Annotated in this window: 22 protein-coding genes and 1 tRNA gene; 10 read left to right on the top strand and 13 right to left on the bottom strand. The window is 69.8% G+C overall.

Features of this window, described 5'->3' with window-relative positions:
* Positions 1-4: 4 nt before the first annotated feature.
* The 5 genes from QBJ89_RS01825 to rpsB form a co-directional block, all read right to left on the bottom strand.
* On the bottom strand, positions 5-736 hold the full coding sequence (locus tag QBJ89_RS01825) for an isoprenyl transferase (RefSeq protein ID WP_277978823.1): 732 nt from the start codon (positions 734-736) through the stop codon (positions 5-7).
* Positions 737-764: 28 nt separating this feature from the next.
* Positions 765-1,322 (bottom strand): ribosome recycling factor, encoded by a 558-nt coding sequence (frr, locus tag QBJ89_RS01820; protein WP_277978822.1) that lies wholly within the window; start codon positions 1,320-1,322, stop codon positions 765-767.
* On the bottom strand, positions 1,309-2,052 hold the full coding sequence (gene pyrH, locus QBJ89_RS01815) for a UMP kinase (protein ID WP_277978821.1): 744 nt from the start codon (positions 2,050-2,052) through the stop codon (positions 1,309-1,311). Before pyrH ends, frr begins: the two co-directional genes overlap by 14 nt.
* Positions 2,053-2,373: 321 nt before the next feature.
* On the bottom strand, positions 2,374-3,309 hold the full coding sequence (gene tsf / locus QBJ89_RS01810; protein ID WP_277978820.1) for a translation elongation factor Ts: 936 nt from the start codon (positions 3,307-3,309) through the stop codon (positions 2,374-2,376).
* 144 nt (positions 3,310-3,453) lie between these two features.
* Positions 3,454-4,254: a 30S ribosomal protein S2 gene (rpsB, locus tag QBJ89_RS01805; protein WP_277978819.1), complete on the bottom strand. Its 801-nt coding sequence runs from the start codon at positions 4,252-4,254 to the stop codon at positions 3,454-3,456.
* A 327-nt stretch (positions 4,255-4,581) separates the two neighbouring features.
* On the opposite strand from rpsB, the gene QBJ89_RS01800 reads away from it, so the two are divergent.
* Positions 4,582-4,812 carry a hypothetical protein gene (locus QBJ89_RS01800; protein WP_277978818.1) on the top strand — a complete coding sequence of 77 codons (231 nt, stop codon included), beginning with the start codon at positions 4,582-4,584 and terminating at the stop codon, positions 4,810-4,812.
* Here QBJ89_RS01800 and QBJ89_RS01795 read toward each other — a convergent pair.
* From QBJ89_RS01795 to QBJ89_RS01785, 3 genes are read right to left on the bottom strand one after another with little or no spacing between them, the layout of a single operon-like run.
* On the bottom strand, positions 4,748-5,560 hold the full coding sequence (locus tag QBJ89_RS01795) for a CDP-alcohol phosphatidyltransferase family protein (protein ID WP_277978817.1): 813 nt from the start codon (positions 5,558-5,560) through the stop codon (positions 4,748-4,750). The two genes, QBJ89_RS01800 and QBJ89_RS01795, sit on opposite strands and share 65 nt — an antisense overlap.
* 2 nt (positions 5,561-5,562) lie before the next feature.
* The gene (locus tag QBJ89_RS01790) at positions 5,563-6,285 is read right to left on the bottom strand and encodes a phosphatidylserine decarboxylase (RefSeq protein ID WP_277978816.1); all 723 of its coding nucleotides are present in this window, start codon (positions 6,283-6,285) and stop codon (positions 5,563-5,565) included.
* A gap of 59 nt (positions 6,286-6,344) precedes the next feature.
* Positions 6,345-6,752 carry a hypothetical protein gene (locus tag QBJ89_RS01785; RefSeq protein WP_277978815.1) on the bottom strand — a complete coding sequence of 136 codons (408 nt, stop codon included), beginning with the start codon at positions 6,750-6,752 and terminating at the stop codon, positions 6,345-6,347.
* Between the two features lie 272 nt (positions 6,753-7,024).
* Here QBJ89_RS01785 and QBJ89_RS01780 point away from each other — a divergent pair, with 272 nt between their 5' ends.
* The 3 genes from QBJ89_RS01780 (at position 7,025) to QBJ89_RS01770 (ending at position 11,607) form a co-directional block, all read left to right on the top strand.
* Positions 7,025-8,245 (top strand): NADP-dependent isocitrate dehydrogenase, encoded by a 1,221-nt coding sequence (locus QBJ89_RS01780; protein ID WP_277978814.1) that lies wholly within the window; start codon positions 7,025-7,027, stop codon positions 8,243-8,245.
* Between the two features lie 352 nt (positions 8,246-8,597).
* Positions 8,598-10,373, top strand: coding sequence for a cation:proton antiporter (locus QBJ89_RS01775; protein ID WP_277978813.1), 1,776 nt, complete (start codon positions 8,598-8,600; stop codon positions 10,371-10,373).
* 55 nt (positions 10,374-10,428) lie between these two features.
* Positions 10,429-11,607 (top strand): glycosyltransferase family 4 protein, encoded by a 1,179-nt coding sequence (locus tag QBJ89_RS01770; RefSeq protein WP_277978812.1) that lies wholly within the window; start codon positions 10,429-10,431, stop codon positions 11,605-11,607.
* Between the two features lie 202 nt (positions 11,608-11,809).
* Here QBJ89_RS01770 and QBJ89_RS01765 read toward each other — a convergent pair whose 3' ends face one another.
* Both QBJ89_RS01765 and QBJ89_RS01760 read right to left on the bottom strand, forming a co-directional pair.
* A complete protein-coding gene (locus tag QBJ89_RS01765; RefSeq protein WP_277978811.1) occupies positions 11,810-12,100 on the bottom strand; it encodes a DUF2218 domain-containing protein in 291 nt (96 codons plus the stop codon).
* Entirely contained in the window at positions 12,097-12,702 is a 606-nt protein-coding gene (locus tag QBJ89_RS01760) for a PadR family transcriptional regulator (RefSeq protein ID WP_277978810.1), read from the bottom strand. The genes QBJ89_RS01765 and QBJ89_RS01760 overlap by 4 nt, the downstream gene beginning before the upstream one ends.
* A 120-nt stretch (positions 12,703-12,822) precedes the next feature.
* Between QBJ89_RS01760 and QBJ89_RS01755 the strand changes: the two genes are divergently transcribed.
* From QBJ89_RS01755 to QBJ89_RS01735, 5 genes are all read left to right on the top strand, one after another.
* A complete protein-coding gene (locus QBJ89_RS01755) occupies positions 12,823-14,145 on the top strand; it encodes a replication-associated recombination protein A (RefSeq protein WP_277978809.1) in 1,323 nt (440 codons plus the stop codon).
* Positions 14,129-15,490: a serine hydrolase domain-containing protein gene (locus QBJ89_RS01750; RefSeq protein ID WP_277978808.1), complete on the top strand. Its 1,362-nt coding sequence runs from the start codon at positions 14,129-14,131 to the stop codon at positions 15,488-15,490. The genes QBJ89_RS01755 and QBJ89_RS01750 overlap by 17 nt, the downstream gene beginning before the upstream one ends.
* Entirely contained in the window at positions 15,487-16,350 is an 864-nt protein-coding gene (locus QBJ89_RS01745) for a hypothetical protein (RefSeq protein WP_277978807.1), read from the top strand. The genes QBJ89_RS01750 and QBJ89_RS01745 overlap by 4 nt, the downstream gene beginning before the upstream one ends.
* A 17-nt stretch (positions 16,351-16,367) precedes the next feature.
* Positions 16,368-16,443 (top strand) — tRNA-Thr (locus QBJ89_RS01740).
* A gap of 126 nt (positions 16,444-16,569) precedes the next feature.
* Positions 16,570-17,055: a nuclear transport factor 2 family protein gene (locus QBJ89_RS01735; protein ID WP_277978806.1), complete on the top strand. Its 486-nt coding sequence runs from the start codon at positions 16,570-16,572 to the stop codon at positions 17,053-17,055.
* A 52-nt stretch (positions 17,056-17,107) separates the two neighbouring features.
* Here the strand turns inward: QBJ89_RS01735 and QBJ89_RS01730 are convergent, their stop codons facing one another.
* The 3 genes from QBJ89_RS01730 to QBJ89_RS01720 all read right to left on the bottom strand — a co-directional run bounded on the left by QBJ89_RS01730 (position 17,108) and on the right by QBJ89_RS01720 (position 20,147).
* Entirely contained in the window at positions 17,108-18,091 is a 984-nt protein-coding gene (locus QBJ89_RS01730) for an SGNH/GDSL hydrolase family protein (RefSeq protein ID WP_277978805.1), read from the bottom strand.
* A 119-nt stretch (positions 18,092-18,210) separates the two neighbouring features.
* Complete coding sequence (locus QBJ89_RS01725) at positions 18,211-19,836, bottom strand: cation acetate symporter (protein ID WP_277978804.1); 1,626 nt, start codon at positions 19,834-19,836, stop codon at positions 18,211-18,213.
* Positions 19,833-20,147 (bottom strand): DUF485 domain-containing protein, encoded by a 315-nt coding sequence (locus QBJ89_RS01720; protein ID WP_277978803.1) that lies wholly within the window; start codon positions 20,145-20,147, stop codon positions 19,833-19,835. The genes QBJ89_RS01725 and QBJ89_RS01720 overlap by 4 nt, the downstream gene beginning before the upstream one ends.
* 143 nt (positions 20,148-20,290) lie before the next feature.
* On the opposite strand from QBJ89_RS01720, the gene mgrA reads away from it, so the two are divergent.
* Entirely contained in the window at positions 20,291-21,367 is a 1,077-nt protein-coding gene (gene mgrA / locus QBJ89_RS01715; protein ID WP_277978802.1) for an L-glyceraldehyde 3-phosphate reductase, read from the top strand.
* Positions 21,368-21,377 lie beyond the last annotated feature (10 nt).

The following is a 21,377-nucleotide window of genomic DNA, read 5'->3' as shown; positions in this document are numbered from 1 at the left end:
CGGGTCACAGGCCGCCGTAGCGGCGCTGGCGCTTGCCGAACGAGTCAAGCGCGGCGGCAAGCGCGGCGGCATCGAAGTCGGGCCACAGCGTGTCGACGAACAGCAACTCGGCATAAGCCGCTTGCCACAGCAGGAAATTGGACAGACGCTGCTCGCCCGAGGTGCGGATCAGCAAGTCGAGCGGCGGCAGGTCGCGCGTCTCCAGCTCGGCCTCGATCGACGCGGCATCGATCGTCTCGGGCGCCAGCCCGTCGCGCGCCGCACGCTCGGCGAGGCGACGGGCGGCAGCGACCAGCTCGGCCTGCGCGCCATAGTTGAGCGCGATCGCGAGGATCGGCCCGGTGTTGACGGCGGTGCGCGCCAGCGCGTCGTCGACCAGCTCGACCACGTCGGCGGGGAAGCGGCGATAGTCGCCGAGCACGCGCAGCCGCACATTCTCGCGGACCAGCTCGGCCAGATCGTTGCGGATAAAGAATTTCAACAGCTTCATCAGCGCGCCGACCTCGTCCTCCGGGCGGCGCCAATTCTCCGAGGAGAAGGCATAGAGCGTCAGCGCCTCCAGCCCCATCGCGCGCGCGGCGCGCGTGACCGAGCGCACCGCCTCAACCCCGGCGCGATGCCCGGCGGCGCGCGGCAGGTGGCGTTGCGCCGCCCAGCGGCCGTTGCCGTCCATGATGATGGCGACGTGGCGCGGCAGCACCGACGGCACCTCGCGCGGCATCGCGGCGGTCGCCATCACCCCTCCCCCCCAGGCGCGCACGACGTCACTTGTTGAGGATTTCCTTCTCCTTGGCGGCCGTGACCGAGTCGATGTCCGCGGTCGTCGCGTCGGTCAGCTTCTGCACCTCGGTCTCGAGCCGCTTGCGCTCGTCCTCGGAGATCACACCCTTCTTCTCGTCGGTCTTGAGCGCGTCCATGCCGTCGCGGCGGACGTTGCGCACCGCGATCTTGGCTTTCTCCGAATATTGGCCGGCGAGCTTGGCGAGCTCCTTGCGGCGCTCCTCGGTGAGGTCGGGGATCGGCAGGCGCAGCGTCTGGCCGTCGTTGATCGGGTTGAGGCCGAGCCCGGCGGAGCGGATCGCCTTCTCGACCGGGCCGACGTTGGTCTTGTCCCACACCTGCACCGACAGCATGCGCGATTCCGGCACCGACACCGTCGCCACCTGGTTGAGCGGCATGTGCGCGCCGTACACTTCGACCGTCACCGGATCGAGCAGCGAGCTCGAGGCGCGTCCGGTCCGCAGTCCGCCGAGATCACCCTTCAGCGACTCCACCGCGCCGTGCATCCGGCGCTCGAGGTCGGCCTTGTCATACGCGGGCATCGGTCGTCTCCATCTGCTTCTGCACCACCGTCGAGACGCCCTCGCCGCGCAGCACGGCGGCGAAATTGCCGTGCTCGCGGATGTTGAACACGACGATGGGAATGTTCGAATCCCGGCACAGCGCCACCGCGCTGGCGTCCATCACCTTGAGGTTCTTGGCCAGTACCATGTCGTAGCTGACCGTCTCGTAGCGGGTCGCCTGCGGGTCCTGCTTCGGATCGGCGTTATATACACCATCGACCGAAGTGCCCTTGAACAGCGCGTCGCAATTGAGCTCGGCGGCGCGCAGCGCTGCACCCGAATCGGTGGTGAAGAAGGGCGAGCCCACCCCGGCGGCAAAGATCACGATACGCCCCTTCTCGAGGTGGCGCTCGGCGCGGCGACGAATGAAGGGCTCGCACACCGACTGCATCGGAATCGCCGACTGGACGCGCGTGTCGACGCCGATTTGCTCCAGCGCGTTCTGCACCGCCAGCGCGTTCATCACCGTCGCCAGCATGCCCATGTAGTCGGCGGTGCCGCGCTCGAAGCCCTTCGCCGCGGCGGCAAGCCCACGAAAAATATTGCCCCCGCCGACGACGATGCACAGCTCATAGCCCTGTGCCTTCACATCCGCGATCTCCTCCGCCACGCGCGCGGTGACGGCGGGATCGATCGCGAGACCGCCCTCGCCCATCAGCACTTCGCCGGAGAGTTTCAGCAGGATGCGTTTGTAGCGGGGCTGGGTCATCGGGTCTCGTTGTACAGGGGGCGGAGCGGCGCGGACCCTAGGCGGCGGGTCCGCGGCTGGCAATGGGTTGACACCGTCGGGGAGACGGGAGGTGAGCTCCCAGATTGTCCCCGCCATGCGGGGAGCGGGACCATGCGCAGCATGGTGGAGGGGGGCTTCCGCAGGCGCTGCGCTGCGTCGAGCGCCTCCTCCACCACCGGCCTGCGGCCGGCGGTCCCCCTCCCCGCGCCGGGAAGGCTTTTAGACCTCTTCAAACGCGAACCGCCGCCCCGGCACATCGGCCAGGGCGGCGGCGCATCGTCCTAAACGGACCGTCCGGCGTCAGACCGGCTGCGGCACGCCCGAGGCGGCGGCGACTTCGGCGGCGAAGTCGGAGACTTCCTTCTCGATGCCCTCGCCGAGCTGGAAGCGGACATAGTCCACCAGCTTGATTTCGGCGCCGGCGTCCTTGCCCGCCTTGGCGACGACGTCGCTGATCTTGGTCTTGCCGTCCATCACGAACAGCTGGCTGACCAACGCATGCTCCTTGCGGTACTTGGCGATCGAGCCCTCGACCATCTTGGCGATGATGTCGGCCGGCTTGCCCGACTCGCCCGCCTTCTCGGTCGCGATCGCGCGCTCGCGCTCGATCTCGGCCTCGTCCAAGTCCTCCTCGTTGAGCGCCTTCGGGAAGGCCGCGGCGATGTGCATCGCCAGCTGCTTGCCGAGACCCTGCAGCACCTCGTCCGAGGCCGCGCTCTCGAGCGCGACGAGCACGCCGATCTTGCCGAGGCCCGGCGACTGCTGGTTGTGGACATAGGCCACGACCGCACCCTGGCCCACCGACAGCGAGCGCGCGCGGCGGATCGACTGGTTCTCGCCGATGGTCGCGATGTTGTTGGTCAGCGCCTCGGCGACGGTGGTGCCGGACGGCATCTGCGCCGACTTGATCGCCTCGACGTCGCCGCCGGTGGCCAGCGCGATCTGGGTGACCTCGCGGACGAAGTTCTGGAACTGCTCGTTCTTGGCGACGAAGTCGGTCTCCGAATTGACCTCGACCGCCGCGCCCTTGGTGCCGCTCACCGCAACGCCGACGAGGCCCTCGGCCGCGGTGCGGCTCGACTTCTTCTGCGCGGCCGCAAGGCCCTTGGTGCGCAGCCAGTCCAGCGCGGCATCCATATCGCCCGACGTCTCGCTGAGCGCCTTCTTGCAGTCCATCATGCCCGCGCCGCTCTTCTCGCGCAGGTCCTTGACCATTGCTGCCGTGATATCGGCCATCGTCTTGTCCTCAGCTGGTTTTTGCGTCGACGCGCGACGATCGGTGAATCGCCGCGCGCCGAAGGAAATGAGGGAGGTCGCCGCTTAGGCAGCCTCCGTGACAATCGTGCGTCCGCGCAGGGCCGGCCCGCGCGGACGCGCGGGTCAGGCGGCGGCGGGCTCGGCCGCGGCAGGCTCGGCGGCCGGGGTCTCGACCGTGAGTGCCTCCTCGACGGGCGGCTCGCTCATCGCGCCCAGGTCGACGCCACGGCCGGCCTGCTGCTGCTGGCTGCCACGCGTCGCGGCGATCGCGATCGCCTCGCAATACAGCCGGATCGCACGCGCCGCGTCGTCATTGGCAGGCACCGGGAAGGCGATGCCGTCGGGCGACACGTTCGAGTCGAGGATCGCAACGACCGGGATGCCGAGCGTGTTGGCTTCCTTGATCGCGAGCTCTTCCTTGTTCGCGTCGATTACGAACATCACGTCCGGGATGCCGCCCATGTCGCGGATGCCGCCGAGCGAAAGCTCCAGCTTGTCCTTCTCGCGGGTGAGCTGCAGCACTTCCTTCTTGGTAAGGCCGGCGGTGTTGCCCGACAGCTGCTCCTCGAGCGCCTTGAGCCGCTTGATCGAGTTGCTGATCGTCTTCCAGTTGGTCAGCATGCCGCCGAGCCAGCGGTGATTGACGAAATGCTGGCCGGCGCGCCGCGCCGCGTCGGCGACGGGCTCCTGCGCCTGGCGCTTGGTTCCGACGAACAGCACCTTGCCGCCCGAGGAGACCGACGAGCTGACGAAATCGAGCGCGCGCGCGAACAGCGGCACGGTCTGCGACAGGTCGATGATGTGGACGCCATTGCGCTCGCCGAAGATGTAGGGCTTCATCTTCGGGTTCCAGCGGTGCGTCTGGTGGCCGAAGTGAGCGCCGGTCTCAATGAGCTGCTGCATCGTGACGACAGGTGCCGCCATAATCGTGTTCCTTCCGGTTAAGCCTCTGGGAAGCGAGTGACGCGGCCTGGAAGGCCCGCGCACCGGTCGATGATGCTTCCCATGCGGGGTTGAGGGGGGCGCCATAGCGGATCACCCGAATGATCGCAAGCACCAGAACAAACGCTTGACAGGCGTGAACATAATTGGAACAAGGCGGAGGAACACAGGGTGAACGGCGATAGTACGGCAGATCGTTTCGAAGCCGGATCGGACCAGTACCGATTTGGGATTGATCTCGGAACCCTCTGGGGATGCAGAGGTTCTACTGCCAAGTCGCGGAACGGGAGTCGAACAATGATGATGGTGGTGACCCTCGCGATCTTCAGTGGCGCGCTCTCGACTGCGGGCTATGCGCTCCACGCGACGCTGGCGCCCAATCTCGACAAGATCGTCGGCGCGCTGCGCGGCGAGATGGCAGCAGCGCGCCCTGCCCCGCTCGCGACGCTGGTACGTGCCGAGCGGCGGATCGCGGTCAGACGCTGGGCCGGTTCGGCGATTCCGGCAGTGGCGCCGCTCCGCCAGCGCGGAGCCGCCTGACCCGCGCGTAGCTCGCGACGCTGAACGGCATCGCCAGCAGATAGGCGATGCCCGCGGCGGCGGCGGTCTGCCACGGCGCGCTCACCGCCGCCGCGCCCACCGCCACTACGACCGCAATGGCCTCGAAGCGGATATTGGGACGGAGCCGCAGCGACGACCAGGAAAAGGTCGCTAGGCTCGACACCATCAGCAAGGCGATCGCCACTGTCCAGGGCGCGACCAGCCGCGGGTCTCGCAGCAGCGGCTCGTCCGTGACGAACCACAGGAACAGCGGCAGCATCGCCAGTCCCGCGCCCGCCGGCGCCGGCACGCCGGTGAGGAAGCCGGCGGATTTGTGCGGCTGGTCATCGGCGTCGATGTTGGCGTTGAAGCGGGCGAGCCGCAGGGCGCAGAATACCGCGAGCACCAGCGCCGCCATCCAGCCGAAGCGTGGCAGCGCATGGAGCGACCAGAGATACAGGATGAGCGCGGGCGACACGCCGAACGAGATCGCGTCGGAGAGCGAGTCGAGCTCGGCACCGAAGCGGCTTTCGCCGTGGAGCATGCGCGCGACGCGCCCGTCAAGTCCGTCGAGCACGCCCGCGAGCAGCACCATCGTCACCGCCAGCTCCCAATGGCCCGAGATCGCGAAGCGGATTCCTGACAGGCCGGAGCAGAGCGCCAGCGCGGTGACCGCATTGGGCGCGACCGCGCGCAACGGAAGTCCACCGGGCGGGCGACGCAGCGGGCGACGTACGGGACGGCGCATGATTATTGCGCGACGCCGCTGACGCGTTCGGCGCCGAACCGTGCCAGCACCGTCTCGCCCGCGATGGCGCGTTGGCCGAGCGCCACCTGCGGGGCGTAGCCTTCGGGCAAATAGACGTCGACGCGGCTGCCGAAGCGGATCAGCCCGACGCGCTGGCCCGCGGCGACGATGTCACCGATCTTGGCGAAGCCGACGATGCGGCGAGCCACGAGGCCCGCGATCTGGGTGAAGCCGACGCGACGTCCGTCGAAGCCCTCGACGACGAAATGCTGGCGCTCATTCTCCTCGGATGCCTTGTCGAGGTCGGCGTTGAGGAACTTGCCCGAGATATACACGACCTGACGGATCGTCCCCGCCATCGGCGAGCGGTTGATGTGGACGTCAAACACCGACATGAACACCGACACGCGCACCATCGGCATCTCGCCGAGATCGCCGATCAGCTCGCGCGGCACCGGAACGCGCTCGATCATCGTGATCAGCCCGTCCGCGGGCGAGACGATCAGATCGTCGCCGATCGGGGTGGTGCGTACGGGATCGCGGAAGAAGGTGGCGACCCAGAGCGTCACGCCAAGAAACGGCCAGAAGAACACCTTGGACACGATCGTCATCAGCAACGTGATGCCGAACGCGATCGCGGTGAATCTCTGCCCCTCGGGATGGATGGCGGGAAAGCGCCACTTCACGGTCGTGGTGACGACCGGCGGCTTGTCGAGCGAAGTCATCGCTTCGTCCTATCGACCGGCGCGCGCGGTGACAACGCGCTTGCTGGCCGGCCTCACCGTCACAGGTTAGTCGTCCGGCACCAGCGATACTGCGCGCCGGCGCGCAGGTCGGTGTAGCTGGCGCGGCTGTCGACGCGGATCTTGAGCCGCTCGGCGGCGCGATACTGGCGTGGACCGCCATATTGGACGCAGCTCTGCCGCAGCGTGTAGCGCTGGCCGATGCGGGCGAGGATGCGCGCGTGGCACTGGCCGGCCTTGCTCGAGCCGATCCCGTCGCCCCGATAGTCGCGCAGCGCCACGTTGGGGGCCCCGCGGCACGGCGTCCCGGTCTCGACATAATAGCCGCGAGTGAGCGGCAGCGTGTCGGCGAGCGCAGGCACCGGTAGCAGCAGCGCGAGAACGGCGGGGTAGCGGATCGTTCGCATCGCGACACGAACGGCGATACGGACGAAAGGCTCCCGCGACATGAGGGACGTTGCCGTCGCGCCATAACGGCGCGGGAGGTCGGCGCTACAGAAGCATGCCTATCTTCTATAGGCTGACCTTCACTCCCAGCGTCGTCCTGAACTCGTTTCAGGATCCACGGTCCCGCAGGCATTGCCGCCACTGAAGGTGCGGCACGGCGGATCCTGAGACGAGCTCAGGATGACGACAGGAGAAGGGAGCTGCGCCCCCCGGTTGATCCCCCGCGCCCTTGCCCCTATCGACCGCGGCAACGCTTCTCAGCAAGGACACCGGCATGGCCAAGATCAAGGTGAAAACGCCCGTCGTGGAGATCGACGGCGACGAGATGACGCGGATCATCTGGGAGTGGATCCGCGAGCGCCTGGTCAAGCCGTATCTCGACATCGATCTCGATTATTACGATCTCGGCATCGAGCATCGCGACGCCACCGACGACGCCGTCACGGTGGAGAGCGCCAAGGCGATCCAGAAGTACGGCGTCGGCGTGAAGTGCGCCACAATCACCCCCGACGAGCAGCGCGTCGAGGAGTTCGGCCTCAAGAAGATGTGGCGCTCGCCCAACGGCACGATCCGCAACATTCTCGGCGGCGTGGTCTTCCGCGAGCCGATCGTGATGAAGAACGTGCCCCGCCTGATCCCGGGCTGGACGCACCCGATCGTCGTCGGCCGCCACGCCTTCGGCGACCAGTATAAGGCGACCGACTTCAAGGTGCCCGGCAAGGGCAAGCTGACGATGAAGTGGGAAGGCGAGAGCGGCGAGACGATCGAGCACGAGGTGTTCGACTTCCCCTCGGCCGGTGTCGCGATGGGCATGTACAACCTCGACGAGTCGATCCGCGACTTCGCGCGTGCCTCGCTCAACTACGGCCTCGGCCGCAACTGGCCGGTGTATCTCTCGACCAAGAACACCATCCTCAAGGCCTATGACGGCCGCTTCAAGGACATCTTCGCGGAGGTGTTCGAGAGCGAGTTCGTCGACCAGTTCAAGGCGGCCGGCATCGTCTACGAGCATCGCCTGATCGACGATATGGTCGCATCGGCGCTCAAGTGGAACGGCGAGTTCGTCTGGGCCTGCAAGAATTACGACGGCGACGTCCAGTCGGACCAGGTCGCGCAGGGCTTCGGCTCGCTCGGGCTGATGACCTCGGTGCTGATGACGCCCGACGGCAAGACGATCGAGGCCGAGGCGGCGCACGGCACCGTCACCCGCCACTATCGCCAGCACCAGCAGGGCAAGGCGACCTCGACCAACCCGATCGCCTCGATCTTCGCCTGGACCGGCGGGCTCAAGTATCGCGGCAAGTTCGACGGCACGCCCGACGTGACGCGCTTCGCCGAGACGCTGGAGCAGGTCTGCGTCGAGACGGTGGAGAGCGGCGACATGACCAAGGATCTCGCGATCCTGATCGGGCCGGACCAGAAGTGGATGACCACCGAGCAGTTCTTCGAGGCGGTGCGCGTCAACCTCGAGGAAAAGATGGCCAGCTGGGCCTGAGCCGAGGGAGGGCGGCGCGTCCCGGCGCGCCGCCTTCATCGCTCGCGCATGGCGCGCGGCCAAGGTCGCGAATGCCCTGACTCCCGCGCTCGCGCCAACCCTGGCCTGCGGAGCGAGCGACGGGGGCACGTCCCGCTCCTCTCCTCACGCCCCGCCGTCATTCCCGCGAAGGCGAGGATCCATAGCCGCTGACGTTGCGGCTCGATCGCTGGTCCACGCGCCTGGAGCCCCGCCTGCGCGGAAATGACGTGCTCGACAGGCGACGAGTCCGACCTGCCCTTCCGCCCAGCGCCGGTACTTTTTCTCGCCGCGCGGCGCGACAAGCGCGACCGATCCCGCTTACAACCCCATCATGGCAATCGGACTTCAGAATGAGGGCTTCAGCGACGCGCTCGTGATCCTCGGCGCGGCGGGGCTGGTCATTCCGGCGTTCGCTCGCTTCCGCATCAGCCCGGTGATCGGGTTCATCCTCGTCGGCGTGCTCGTCGGTCCCGCCGGGCTCGGCGCACTCGTGCCGCGCGCGCCATGGCTTTATTATCTCACCATCTCCGACCCCGGGGCGATCGAGCCCTTCGCCGAGTTCGGCATCGTGCTGCTGCTCTTCTCGATCGGGCTCGAGCTCTCCTTCCGGCGCCTCTGGGCGATGCGACAGCTAGTCTTCGGCACGGGGTCGATGCAGCTGCTCGGCTCGTCGCTGCTGATCGGCGTGACGCTCCACTATCTCGGCCAAGACTGGAGCGGCTCGGCCGGGCTCGGGCTCGCGCTGGCGCTGTCGAGCACCGCGCTGGTACTGCCGCTGGTCGGCACGTCGAGCCCGGTCGGGCGCGGCGCCTTCGCGATCCTGCTGTTCCAGGACCTCGCGCTGGTGCCGATCATCTTCGCGCTCGGCGCGATGGCACCGACCGCGGCGGCCGGCTGGGTCGGCATCGCGGGGGTCGCGCTGCGCGGCGCGCTCACCGTGGTGGTGATGTATGTCGGCGGCCGTCTGGTGCTGCCGCGGCTGTTCGCGCAGGCGGCGCGGACCAAGAGCCCCGAGCTGTTCCTCGCCGCCTCGCTGCTGGTGGTGATCGTCGCCAGCGTGGCCACCACCGCGGCGGGGCTGTCGCCGATCGTCGGCGCGCTGCTCGCCGGGCTGCTGATCGCCGAGACCGAATATCACAGCGAGGTCGAGGTGATGACCGCGCCGTTCAAAGGTCTCGCGCTCGGCGTGTTCCTGATCACCGTGGGAATGAGCCTCGACCTCAAGCTGATCCTCGCCAACTGGGGGTCGCTGCTCGCCGCGGTGATCGGGGTGGTGAGCGCCAAGGCGGTGGTGACCTATCTGCTGCTGCGCGTCGCCAACGCGCGCCGCGGTATCGCGGCGGAGACGGGGCTGCTGATGGGCAGCCCGTCCGAGACGACGCTGATCGTGCTCGCCACCGCGGCGCAGGCGCAGCTGATCCTCGGCTCCACCGCTGCCTTCTGGCAGACGGTCACCGCGATCGGGCTGACGATCACGCCGCTGCTCGCCAAGCTGGGTCGCGTCGTGTCGCGGCGGATCGAGGGACGCGACCCGCTGCCGGACGCGGTCTCGGTCGAACAGGGAACGCGCGCGGTGGTGTTCGGCTTCGGTCGCGTCGGTCAGCTCGTCGCCGACATGCTGGCGCGCCACCAGCAGCCCTTCGTCGCCGTGGAGGCCGACATCGACGCGGTCGCGGAAGCGCGCGCCGCCGGCTATCCGGTCGTCTTTGGCGACGTCTCGCGCGCCGAGCTGATCGATCGGCTCGACCTCGCCAGCGCGCGCGCGCTGATCCTGACGATGGACGATCCCGTGCTGACGGTGCGGCTGGCGCGGCGGCTGCGCGAGTCCTTCCCCGAACTGCCGATCATCGCGCGCGCGCGCGACACGGTCCATGCCGCCGAACTCTACAAGGCCGGCGTCACCGATGCGGTGCCCGAGACGCTGGAGAGCTCGCTGCAGCTCTCCGAGGCGGTGCTGGTCGATCTCGGCGTGGCGATGGGGCCGGTGATCGCCTCGATCCACGACAAGCGCGACGAGCTCCGCCAGACGATCCGGCGCGTCGCGATGCTCGATCGCGAGCCGCGCATCCGTCGGCTGCGCCGTAGCGACGAGATCGAGCCGGTCTGACCCGCGATGCCGATCAGCCGCGATTTTGCCGCAGAAACGGGCTAGCGGGCGCGCGATGAGTTCGCCTCCCGCCTCCCCCGCCATCGACGGCAGCGCCCGGTTGCCGCGCGTCGCCTTCTTCAGCGGCAATTATAATTACGTCCGCGACGGCGCCAACCAGGCGCAGAACCTGTTGGTCGGCCACCTGCTCGACCGCGGCGTGGCGGTTCGGGTCTACTCGCCGACGACGCCGACCCCGGCGTTCGAGGCGCGCGGCACCGTGGTCGACGTGCCCGCCATCCCGATGCCGGGCGGGCGCGGCGAGTATAAGCTCGGGCGCGGCCTGCCCGCGCGCCCGCGCCGCGACCTGGAGGCGTTCGCACCCAATATCGTCCATGTCTCGTCGCCCGAGTTCCTCGGCCATGCCGCGGTGACCTGGGCGCGGCGGCGCGGCATACCCGTGGTGTCGGCGGTGCACACGCGCTTCGAGACCTATTTCGAATATTACGGCCTCGCCGTCGTGCAGCCGGCGATCAAGTGGATCCTGCGCCGCTTCTACGACCGCGCCGACCGCGTGCTGGTGCCGACCCCGTCGATGGCGGAGGTGATCCGTGGGCTGGGCGTGACCACGCCGGTGTCGCTCTGGGGCCGCGGCGTCAACCACCGCCGCTTCCACCCGTCCGCGCGCGACCTGGCGTGGCGGCGCGCGCTGGGGATCGCCGACGACGAGCTGGCGATCGGCTTCCTCGGACGACTGGTGCTGGAGAAGGGGCTCGGTGTCTTCGCGGACGTGCTGGCGCGGCTCGACGCCATGGGGATTCGGCACCGCGTCCTGATCGTCGGCAAGGGCCCCGCGCGCGACTGGTTCGCCGAGCGCGTGCCGCAGGCCGCCTTCGCCGGCTTCCAGAGCGGCGACGACCTCGGCCGCGCGGTGGCGTCGATGGACCTGCTGTTCAACCCCAGCGTCACCGAAACCTGGGGGCAGGTGACCTCGGAGGCGATGGCCGCGGGCGTGCCGGTGGTGGCGGCGCGCGCAACGGGCGCGGTCGACCTGCTCGACGACGGCGTCACCGGGCTGCTGGTGACGCCGCAGGACGTGGAGGGCTATGCCGCCGCGATCGCGACGCTGGCGTGCGACTCGGCGCGTCGCCGCGCGATGGGCGCGGCCGCGCACGAGCACGCCAAGAGCTTCCGCTGGGACACCGCCAACGAAGCGGTGCTCGACGTCTACCGCGAGTTGCTCGCTCGGCGGTGACGCTGTCGGCGCGGGCGACGACTTTCGTGCGCGACGCCCTCCTACCTAACCGTGCGCTGGCACACGCCGGAGCCCAGCTGGGAAGGTCGAAGTGAGAGCCGCCGGCATCACCCAACTGGGCCCCGGCCTTCGCCGGGGCACAAGGCAGGAATGATGGTGAGAACCGCCAGCCTTTCGTGGCTGAGCTTGCTGTCGTCCCTCCTCATCCCTCGTGCCAGTCGAAGGTCAGCGGCGCCTCGCGGAAGGCGAAGCGGTCGAGATGGCTCGACACCACCTCGCGCATCCGCGCCACGTCCTCGCCCTCGGGCGAAGTGAGCGCCACGTCGAGCGTCGCGCTGTCGGCGCGCATCGCCAGGCGCGCGCCGTTGGGAAAGTCGATCTCGCCCTCTTCCGCCGAGTAGCGCACCGTCATCTTGTGGCTCCAGTGCTTGGCGAGCTGCTGGAGATAGCGGCTGGCCGAGTGCGTCGGCACGCGCGCGACCGAGACGCTCATTTCCGCCGCTCGATCGTCTGCGCCAGCTCATCGATCAGCGCGGCGACCTGGAACATCTCCTCTTCGTCGGTCGCGCCGTGCAGCCGGTTCTGCACCGCGTGGCGCAGATTGTGCAGCGCTCGCCGCACGGGGGCATGGTCGCCGCGCGAGCGCTCGGCACCCAGGCCCGCGAGCCGCTCGAGCAGCATCGCCACCTGCGCCTCATTCTCGACGAGGTGCGCGCGCCCCGTCGCGGTGGCAGCGAAGCGCTTGCGCGCACCCTCGCTCGCCTGCTCCTCGATCTGCTCCATCTCGGCCAGCATCGCCAGCGCGGGATAGACCACGCCCGGGCTGGGCGCATAAGCGCCGCCGGTGAGGTCCTCGATCGCCTTGATCAGCTCGTAACCGTGGCGCGGCGCGTCCGCGATCAGCTTGAGCAGCACCAGCCGCAGCTCGGCGCCGTCGAACATCCGCCGCCGTCCGCCGCCGCCGCGCGCCGCCTCGTCCCAGCGCGTCGCGAACTCCGCCGCGACCCGCTCCCAGCCGCCGCCGCGACCGCCGCGCGGCCCGCAGCCGCGTCCCATGCCGCCGTGGCGGCCATGCCCATCCATACGTCCAAACATCATCGACTCCATTCTTCGATGCACTCAAGATATATCGTCAAAGTGTGTCGTCAAGATGCCTTGCGATATATCGCGAGATCGCGAGATGACGCGCTGGCCGCGCGCGCCTACATCGGCGCGATGGCCGACCTGTTCGCCGGGCTCGACCCGGCCGCTCCCCCCGATCCGCCCGCCGCGGCCGATGCGCCGCTCGCCGACCGGCTGCGCCCGCGCGCGCTGGACGAGGTCGTCGGGCAGGACCATCTCACCGGCGCCGAGGGCGCGATCGGGCGGATGGTCGCGGCGGGACGGCTCTCGTCGATGATCCTGTGGGGACCGCCCGGCACCGGCAAGACCACGATCGCGCGGCTGCTCGCGCAGGCAGTGGGGCTGCGCTTCGTCGCCATCTCGGCAGTCTTCTCCGGCGTCGCCGACCTCAAGAAGGCCTTCGCGGAGGCGCGCGACCACGCCCGGCTGGGCAAGCGCACCCTGCTGTTCGTCGACGAGATCCACCGCTTCAATCGCGCGCAGCAGGACGGCTTCCTGCCCTATGTCGAGGACGGCACCGTGACGCTGGTCGGCGCCACCACCGAGAACCCGTCGTTCGAACTCAACGCCGCGCTGCTCAGCCGCGCGCAGGTGCTGATCCTCCATCGGCTCGACCGCGCCGCGCTCGAGCAGCTGATCGCGCGCGCCGAGGCCGAGATCGGCCGCGCCCTCCCGCTCGATGCCGCCGCGCGCGACGCGCTGGTGGCGAGCGCGGACGGCGACGGGCGCTTCCTGCTCAACCAGGTGGAGACGCTCTTCTCGGTCGCCCTGCCCACCCCGCTCGACCCGGCCGGCCTGTCGAGCTTCCTCCAGCGCCGCGTGGCGGTCTACGACAAGGACCGGGAGGGGCATTACAACCTCATCAGCGCGCTGCATAAAGCGATTCGCGGCTCGGACCCGCAGGCCGCGCTCTACTACCTCGCGCGGATGCTCACCGCGGGCGAGGAGCCGCTCTACCTGCTGCGCCGGCTGACCCGCGCTGCTGTCGAGGATATCGGGCTGGCCGACCCGCAGGCGCTGGCGCAATGCCTCGCCGCCAAGGAGGCCTATGACTTTCTCGGGTCACCCGAGGGCGAACTGGCGATCGCGCAGGCCTGCGTCTATCTCGCCACCGCGCCGAAATCGAACGCGGTCTATGCCGCGCAGAAGGCGGCGTGGAAGACGGCGCGCGAGACCGGCTCGCTGATGCCCCCCGCCAACATCCTCAACGCGCCGACCAAGCTGATGAAGCAGATCGGCTATGGCGCGAACTACGAATATGACCACGACAGCGAGGGCGGGTTCTCGGGCGCGAACTACTGGCCCGACGAGCTGCCGCCGCAGCGCTTCTACGCGCCGACCGACCGCGGCTATGAGAAGCGCGTTGCCGAGCGGCTCGCCTGGTGGGATGAGCGGCGGCATGCGCACCGCGACTAAGCTCCTCCCCTTCGCCCTGCTCGCCCTCCCTGCCACGGCGCAGTCGCCGCAGTCGGTGCGCTACGACGACCATCAGCGCTACGCGCGCGCGATCGCGGCTGGGTACAAGGCCTATAACCTGTGCGACGGGCTGTTCACCGCGGGACGCAGCGAGCGCCAGGTCGAGGCGCTGGAGCTGCGCGGCATCTATCCGGAATATGATGCGATCGTGCCAACGCTGGCGGCGCGGGTCGACCGACCCGGGCGGACGGTGAGCGTCGCCTTCGATCCCGCCCAGCCGCCGCGCCACGCCAGCTGGGCGGCGGGCGCTGGCTGCACGCTCGCGCCGATCGGTGCCGAGGCGATCGCGCGCGCACCCGCCGCCGGCCGGTCGCCTGCGCCCGGTCCCGACCCACGGCGCTGGCCGCTCGGCGACGCCGGCATCGCCCCCCGCCCCGCCCCCGCGCTGGCCGGCGCGGTGGCGCGCGCGTTCGACGGCGCCTACGGGCGCGGCACCGAGACGCTGGGCGTCGTCGTGCTGCGCGACGGCCAGGTCATCGCCGAGCGCTACCGCGACGGCTTCGGCCCCTATGTCCCCAATCGTACCTGGTCGGTGGCGAAGAGCATCACGGGTACGTTGGTCGGGATGAGCGGCATCGACCCGCGGCGCCCCGCGACCGTGCCGGAGTGGCGCCGCGCCGGCGACCCGCGCGCGCGGATCACGCTCGACCAGCTGCTGCGGATGAGCTCGGGGCTGCACAGCGACACCGCCGGCAACCGCACCGACGCGCTCTATTTCGGCGGCACCGCGGTGACCGAGCAGGCCACCGGCTGGCCGCTGTCCTCGCGTCCGGGCACGCATTTCCGCTACGCCAACAACGATATCCTGCTCGCGGTGCGGGCGCTGCGCGCGTCGCTCGGCGAGGCACGCTACCGCGCGCTGCCGGGGCGGCTGCTCCGGCCGCTCGGCATGCAACACACGGTGGTCGAGAGCGACTGGCAGGGCAATTACCTGCTCTCCAGTGCGGTGTGGACCACCGCGCGCGACCTCGCCCGGCTCGGCCAGTTCTGGCTGCAGGACGGCGTGTGGCAGGGGCGGCGCCTGCTGCCCGCCGGCTGGATGCGCTACATGACGACACCGCGCCTGCCCCAGCCCGAGCGTGACGAGGGCTATGGCGCCTCGATCTGGCTGTTCGGCCCCCGTCAGGGGCTGCCCGCGGGCAGTTACTCGGCGCAGGGCAATCGCGGGCAATATGTCATGGTGGTGCCGTCCGAGCGGCTGGTGGTGGTGCGCCGCGGCGAGGACCCGACCGGCGCGCGCTTCGACGTCGCGCGCTTCACCGCGGACGTGATCGCGGCGCGGTGACCGCGCCGCCGCCGGGCCGCTTCGCCGAGTTCGTCGCGATCGACTGGTCGGGCGCGCGCGGGCGCCGGCATCGAGGCATCGCGGTGGCGCGCTGCGGCCTCGGCGATGCGGCCCCGATGCTGGTCGCGCCGCCGGGCCGCGACTGGTCGCGCGAGGAGGTGCTCGACTGGCTCGTCGCGCGCCGCGAGCGCGCCATGCTGGTCGGCTTCGACTTCAGCTTCTCCGCCCCGTTCGTCGCGCGCGGTGCGCATCTGCCCGGCGAGACCGCGACGCGCGACGCGCGCGCGTTATGGCGCTACGTCGACGCGGCGAGCGCGGACGAGGACCTTGGCGCCGCCTCCTTCCTCGAGGCGCGGCGCGGGCGCCATTTCTACCTCGGTGCGGCCGATGGCGCCAAGCGCGACTTCCTCCACTGGCGCGCCTGCGAGGTGGCGCATGACGGCAGCACCAAGCCGTCCACCGTCTACGACGCGATCGGCGCCGCCCAGGTCGCCAAGGCGAGCTTCGCCGGCATGCGGCTGCTGCACCACCTCGACGGCCGAGTCGCGGTATGGCCGTTCGACGCGGTGCCGCCGGCCGGCACGCTGGTGGTGGAGATCTACACCGCGATCGCGGCGCGCGCCGCGGGGCTGAGGAAGGGCCGCAGCAAACTGCGCGACGCTGCCGCGCTCGACGCCGCGCTGGCGGTGCTCGGCAGCGCCGCGCACGCACCGCTGAGGCGCTACGACGACCATGCCACCGACGCGATCCTTGCCGCCGCGTGGCTGCGCGCGCGCGTGAACGAGCCCGCCCTGTGGCAGCCGCGGGGGCTCACCGCCGCGGTGGCGCGGACCGAGGGCTGGACCTTCGGCGTCGGCTGACGCATGAGGGCCGCCGCGCCGGTTTAGCTCAGCTGGTAGAGCAGCGGTTTTGTAAACCGAAGGTCGCGGGTTCGATCCCTGCAACCGGCACCATCCCTCCGGCGTGGATCGCGCGGCAGCGTCCCAGCACCAGCCCGATGCGCCGCCGCGCCCCGTTAGGACGATTGCGTCGGGCCACGCTCCGGTCCATGCTGCCTGGCTCAAATGGGGAGATCAGCGGTGCGTCAGCTGTCGATCGTCGCGACCGGCGTCGCGGGCGTCCTCTCCGCGGTCGCCACAACCGCGCCCGCCGCCCCTCGCCCTGTCGAGGAGGCGCTGGCGCGGCTCGACATGGCGCAGAAAGACATGGTGGCGCATGCCGACGTCGCGAAGCTGGCGGCGCTGTCCGCGCCCGAGCTCACGATCAACGCCCCGACCGGGCGCGTCCTCTCGCGTGCGGAATTCCTCACGATGATGCGGGACGGACGCATCGGCGCGGAGGAGTTCGAGCGGAAGATCGAGCGCGTCCGCGTCAGTGGCGATACCGGCGTGGTGATGGGCAGCGAGCTGTTCACCCCCACCGCCGCGAGTGAGCTGGGGCGGACCTACGGCACCGCCCCGCTGCGACGGCGCTACACCAACATCTACCAGCGCCACCACGGCCGCTGGTATTGGCTCGCGCGTCACGCCAACGTCGTCCCGGCGCCGCCGGGACGATCGCCGTGAGCCTCTTCGCGCACCATCGTCCGCGCGACTGACTGCGCAGCAGGTCGTTCGGTCAGGCCGCGTGTGCCGCGGCGCCACGGCGCCGGCGGCCGAACCGCAACGCCGCGCCGACCAGGCCGAAGCCGAGGATCAGCATCGACCACACCGACGGTTCGGGCACCGCGCTGGTCAGGCCGAAGCGCTGGTCCATGTCGCGGAAGCCGGCGGCCTGCACCGCGCCGGTCACGTGGACGCCATCGAAGGAGAAGAAGCCCTTGCAGCCGCTCGCCTGCGCCCCCGCCGCGACGCAGCTGGTGTCGGCGCGCAACGGCGGCAGGTCGAACTGGTCGGGGTGCTGCAGCACGCGCACGTTGAAGTCGCTGAGGCTGTAGAAGTACAGGTCGGTTCCGGCGCTGACGCTCAAGCCGCTCAACGCAGTGCGCAGATAGCCGTTGGCCTGGATCGTCAACGGGTCGACGGCGTTGGGGAAGTCGGTGAACAGGATGTTGCGCGCGCCGCGATCGTTGAGCGCCTTGATCCCGGCGACATATTGGTTGGCCGCCGCCTGTAGGTAGCTGCTCACGTCGGGGTAGTCGCCGATCGCCCCGACCGGGCCGAACACGCCCTCGGCGCCAAACACGTCATTGCCGCCGAAGTTGAGGATATACAGCCCGTTGGGATCGACCGCCTTGCCCGAGGCGGCAAAAGTGCTGAGTTGCGCGCCAAGGTCGGGGATGGCGTCGCCGGTGTCGACCACGCGCGCGCCGCCAAAGGCATAGTTGCTGCCGCCGGCGAGCGAGGGCGTGGTCGGCGTGCCGAAGAGCTTGAGCGAAATCAGATCGGGATAGTCGAAGCCGTTGGTGAAGCGGTTCTGGAAATAGCCCTGGCTTGGGTCGGGGCGGGTACCGCCGTTGGCGATATAGAGGTTGCCGGCGTCGACTAGACTGTCACCGAACACCGTCACTGAGGTGAACTGAGCAGTGCTTCGGTCGGCGCTCGCCGGTTGCGCCGCGATCAGCCCCAGCGCGCCCACCGCCAAGGTCCATTCCCTCTTCATCTTCGGTCTCCCGTGTCGCCGAGATGGCGCACCACACGACAGACCGTGCCGCAGAAACGATGATCTGACTAGGGGTGGTTAACGCTGCGTAAAGATTCTTTGCCGCCGGCGCGGTCGGATCAGTGGCCGCTCGCGCCAGCGGCGCCGATCCCGGTCTCGGATCGGACCCGCTGTGCGAGATAGCCGGCGCGGTCCAGCGCCGCGCGTCCGCTGCGATCGGCGAGCGAGACCAGCCAGATCGTCGCGAACGCCGCGGGCATCGAGAAGAGCGCGGGCGAGCCATAGGGGAAGATCGCGGCAGCGTGACCCAGCACCGTCACCCAGATCGCGGGCGACAGGATCGTCAGTCCCAGCGCGAGCGCCAGCCCGACGGCTCCGCCCGCGACGACGCCGCGGGTGGTGCAGCCGCGCCACAGCAGCGACAGCAGCAGGACCGGGAAGTTGGCCGAGGCCGCCATCGCGAAGGCGAGACTGACCATGAAGGCGACGTTCTGCTTCTCGAACAGGATGCCGAGCGCGATCGCGACGAGCGCGAGTACCACCACGGTCACGCGCGAGACGCGCAGCTCCGCCGTCTGGTCGGCGCGGCCGCGACGGAACACGCTGGCGTAGAGGTCGTGGCTCACTGCCGAGGCGCCCGACAGCGTCAGCCCAGCGACCACCGCGAGGATGGTCGCGAACGCCACCGCCGAGACGAAGCCGAGGAACAGGTCGCCCCCGATCGCATGCGCGAGGTGGACCGCCGCCATATTGCCGCCGCCGCGCAGCGCGCCCGCGGCGTCGAGGTAGCGCGGGTCGGTGCCGACCAGCACGATCGCGCCGAAGCCGATCACGAAGGTGAGCAGGTAGAAATAGCCGATCCATCCCGTCGCCCACAGCACCGACGTACGCGCCGCGCGCGCGTCGGGCACGGTGAAGAAGCGCATCAGGATGTGCGGCAGACCGGCGGTGCCGAACATCAGCGCGAGACCGAGCGAGAGCGCCGAGACCGGGTCCTTGATAAAGCCGCCCGGCCCCATGATCGCGCGCCCGGCGGCGAGCGCCGCGGCCGGCGTCGCGCCCTTGGCCGCGGCGGCGGCGGTCTTGGCCTGCACCGCGCGCGCGAACAGCGCCTCGGGCGAGCCGAACTGCCACAGCACCGCCGCCGCCATGAAGCTCGCCGCGCCGAGCAACAGCACCGCCTTGACGATCTGCACCCAGGTGGTCGCGAGCATGCCGCCGAAAAGCACGTACAGCGTCATCATCACGCCGACGATCGCCACCGCATAGGGGTAAGGCAGCCCGAACAGCAGCCGGATCAACTGTCCCGCCCCGACCATCTGCGCGATCAGGTAGAACAGCACGACCAGCAGCGTCGACAGTGCCGCCAGCGTGCGCACCGGTGTCTGCGCAAAGCGGAACGAGGCGACGTCCGCGAAGGTGAACCGGCCCAGATTGCGCAGCCGCTCGGCCATCAGGAACAGCACGATCGGCCAGCCGACGAGGAAACCGATGGAGTAGATCAGCCCGTCATAGCCGTCCGCGAAGATCTGCGCCGAGATGCCGAGGAACGACGCCGCCGACATGAAGTCGCCCGCGATCGCCAGGCCGTTCTGGAAGCCGGTGATGCCGCCGCCGGCGGCGTAGAAATCGGCCGCGGTGCGCGTCCGTCGCGCCGCCCAGCGCGTGATCGCCAGCGTCAGCAGCACGAAGCAGCCGAACATCGCCAGCGCGGGCCACCCGATACTGCCGCTCGAGCCGGTCATCGCCGCGCCTCGGCGACGATCGCGGCGACCTCGGCGTCGAACTCGCTGTTGGCGCGGTACACGTAGATCCCGGTCAGCGCGATCGCGAGCAGGATCACCCCCAGCCCGATCGGGATACCCAGCGAGGTCGCCCCGCCCGCCAGCGACCGCGCCAGCAGCGGCTTGTCGAAGGCGACCAGCAGCACGAAGGCGAGATAGGCGACGAGCATCACCGCCGTCAGCGCCACCCCGAGCCGCCCGCGCCGCCGCACCAGCCGCCGGTAGCGCGGGTCCTCCGCCAACCGCTCGAGCGCGGCTTCGCCCTGCTCCATCCTCGCCTCTCCCCTCTGCCGCCGGATCATAAAGGCTCGCGGCGGTTTGGCGAGCGGTGATCGCGTGTCGTCGCCTTCGGCGGGACCGTGCCGCGGCGACGGACGTTAGGGGCGCCAATACGCGATCGACACGGAGCCGCCGCATGCCCTTCCCCGCACCCTATACCGCTGATCCCGCTCGCTATGACGGCCGCATGCCGTACCGACGCGTCGGCCGCAGCGGGCTTCGCCTGCCCGCCGTCAGCCTCGGCCTGTGGCAGAATTTCGGCGGCAGCGACGTGTTCGAGACCGGCCGCGCGATCCTGCGCCGCGCCTTCGACCGCGGCGTCACCCATTTCGACCTCGCCAACAATTACGGCCCGCCCTACGGCTCGGCGGAGGAGGCGTTCGGCCGCGTGCTCGCGACCGACTTCGCCGCGCACCGCGACGAACTGATCGTCTCCACCAAGGCGGGCTGGGACATGTGGCCCGGGCCGTACGGCGACGTCGGCTCGTCGCGCAAATATCTCATCGCCAGCTGCGACCAGAGCCTGCGCCGCATGGGGCTCGACTATGTCGACATCTTCTACTCGCACCGCGTCGACCCCAACACCCCGCTGGAAGAGACGATGGGCGCGCTGGTGCAGCTGCATCGCCAGGGCAAGGCGCTATATGTCGGCATCTCCTCCTACGAGCCCGGCCTCACCGCGCGCGCCGCGGCGATCCTGGCCGAGGAGAAGGTGCCGCTGTTCATCCACCAGCCGAGCTACTCGATCCTCAACCGCTGGATCGAGCGCGGCCTGCTCGACACGCTGGAGTCGCTGGGTACCGGCTGCATCGCTTTCTCGCCGCTGGCGCAGGGCATGCTCACCGACAAATACCTCCACGGCGTGCCGGAGGGCGCGCGCGCCGCGCGCGGCGGCTCGCTCGGCCGGTCGTTGCTGAGCGAGCAGAACCTCGCCGCGATACGCGACCTCAACGCGATCGCCGCGGCGCGCGGCCAGACGCTGGCGCAGATGGCGATCGCCTGGGTGCTGCGCGACCCGCGCGTCAGCTCGGCACTGATCGGCGCGCGCACGGTCGAGCAGCTCGACGACTCGCTCGACGCGGTGAAGCGGCTCGACTTCGCCGACGACGAACTGGCGCGGATCGACTCGCTCGCGCGCGACGGCGGCCTCAACCTGTGGGCGGAATCGTCCGACATCGTCGACCTTCCGGCGGCGCAGGGTTTACCCGCCTGAGCGCCATCGC

This window comes from Sphingomonas phyllosphaerae, assembly GCF_029623345.1.
Taxonomy (GTDB): Bacteria; Pseudomonadota; Alphaproteobacteria; order Sphingomonadales; family Sphingomonadaceae; genus Sphingomonas; species Sphingomonas phyllosphaerae_C.
The sequence above is the reverse complement of the archived record's forward strand: the minus strand, read 5'-3'. Positions and strand labels throughout refer to the sequence as shown.

Excerpts from the sequence above, each read along its gene's own strand:
- QBJ89_RS01825 (WP_277978823.1), bottom strand. The coding sequence starts at position 736 with ATGGCGACCGCCGCGATGCCGCGCGAGGTGCCGTCGGTGCTGCCGCGC.
- frr (WP_277978822.1), bottom strand. The coding sequence starts at position 1,322 with ATGCCCGCGTATGACAAGGCCGACCTCGAGCGCCGGATGCACGGCGCG.
- pyrH (WP_277978821.1), bottom strand. The coding sequence starts at position 2,052 with ATGACCCAGCCCCGCTACAAACGCATCCTGCTGAAACTCTCCGGCGAA.
- tsf (WP_277978820.1), bottom strand. The coding sequence starts at position 3,309 with ATGGCCGATATCACGGCAGCAATGGTCAAGGACCTGCGCGAGAAGAGC.
- rpsB (WP_277978819.1), bottom strand. The coding sequence starts at position 4,254 with ATGGCGGCACCTGTCGTCACGATGCAGCAGCTCATTGAGACCGGCGCT.
- QBJ89_RS01795 (WP_277978817.1), bottom strand. The coding sequence starts at position 5,560 with ATGCGCCGTCCCGTACGTCGCCCGCTGCGTCGCCCGCCCGGTGGACTT.
- QBJ89_RS01790 (WP_277978816.1), bottom strand. The coding sequence starts at position 6,285 with ATGACTTCGCTCGACAAGCCGCCGGTCGTCACCACGACCGTGAAGTGG.
- QBJ89_RS01785 (WP_277978815.1), bottom strand. The coding sequence starts at position 6,752 with ATGTCGCGGGAGCCTTTCGTCCGTATCGCCGTTCGTGTCGCGATGCGA.
- QBJ89_RS01780 (WP_277978814.1), top strand. The coding sequence starts at position 7,025 with ATGGCCAAGATCAAGGTGAAAACGCCCGTCGTGGAGATCGACGGCGAC.
- QBJ89_RS01775 (WP_277978813.1), top strand. The coding sequence starts at position 8,598 with ATGGCAATCGGACTTCAGAATGAGGGCTTCAGCGACGCGCTCGTGATC.
- QBJ89_RS01770 (WP_277978812.1), top strand. The coding sequence starts at position 10,429 with ATGAGTTCGCCTCCCGCCTCCCCCGCCATCGACGGCAGCGCCCGGTTG.
- QBJ89_RS01765 (WP_277978811.1), bottom strand. The coding sequence starts at position 12,100 with ATGAGCGTCTCGGTCGCGCGCGTGCCGACGCACTCGGCCAGCCGCTAT.
- QBJ89_RS01760 (WP_277978810.1), bottom strand. The coding sequence starts at position 12,702 with ATGTTTGGACGTATGGATGGGCATGGCCGCCACGGCGGCATGGGACGC.
- QBJ89_RS01755 (WP_277978809.1), top strand. The coding sequence starts at position 12,823 with ATGGCCGACCTGTTCGCCGGGCTCGACCCGGCCGCTCCCCCCGATCCG.
- QBJ89_RS01750 (WP_277978808.1), top strand. The coding sequence starts at position 14,129 with ATGCGCACCGCGACTAAGCTCCTCCCCTTCGCCCTGCTCGCCCTCCCT.
- QBJ89_RS01730 (WP_277978805.1), bottom strand. The coding sequence starts at position 18,091 with ATGAAGAGGGAATGGACCTTGGCGGTGGGCGCGCTGGGGCTGATCGCG.
- QBJ89_RS01725 (WP_277978804.1), bottom strand. The coding sequence starts at position 19,836 with ATGACCGGCTCGAGCGGCAGTATCGGGTGGCCCGCGCTGGCGATGTTC.
- QBJ89_RS01720 (WP_277978803.1), bottom strand. The coding sequence starts at position 20,147 with ATGGAGCAGGGCGAAGCCGCGCTCGAGCGGTTGGCGGAGGACCCGCGC.
- mgrA (WP_277978802.1), top strand. The coding sequence starts at position 20,291 with ATGCCCTTCCCCGCACCCTATACCGCTGATCCCGCTCGCTATGACGGC.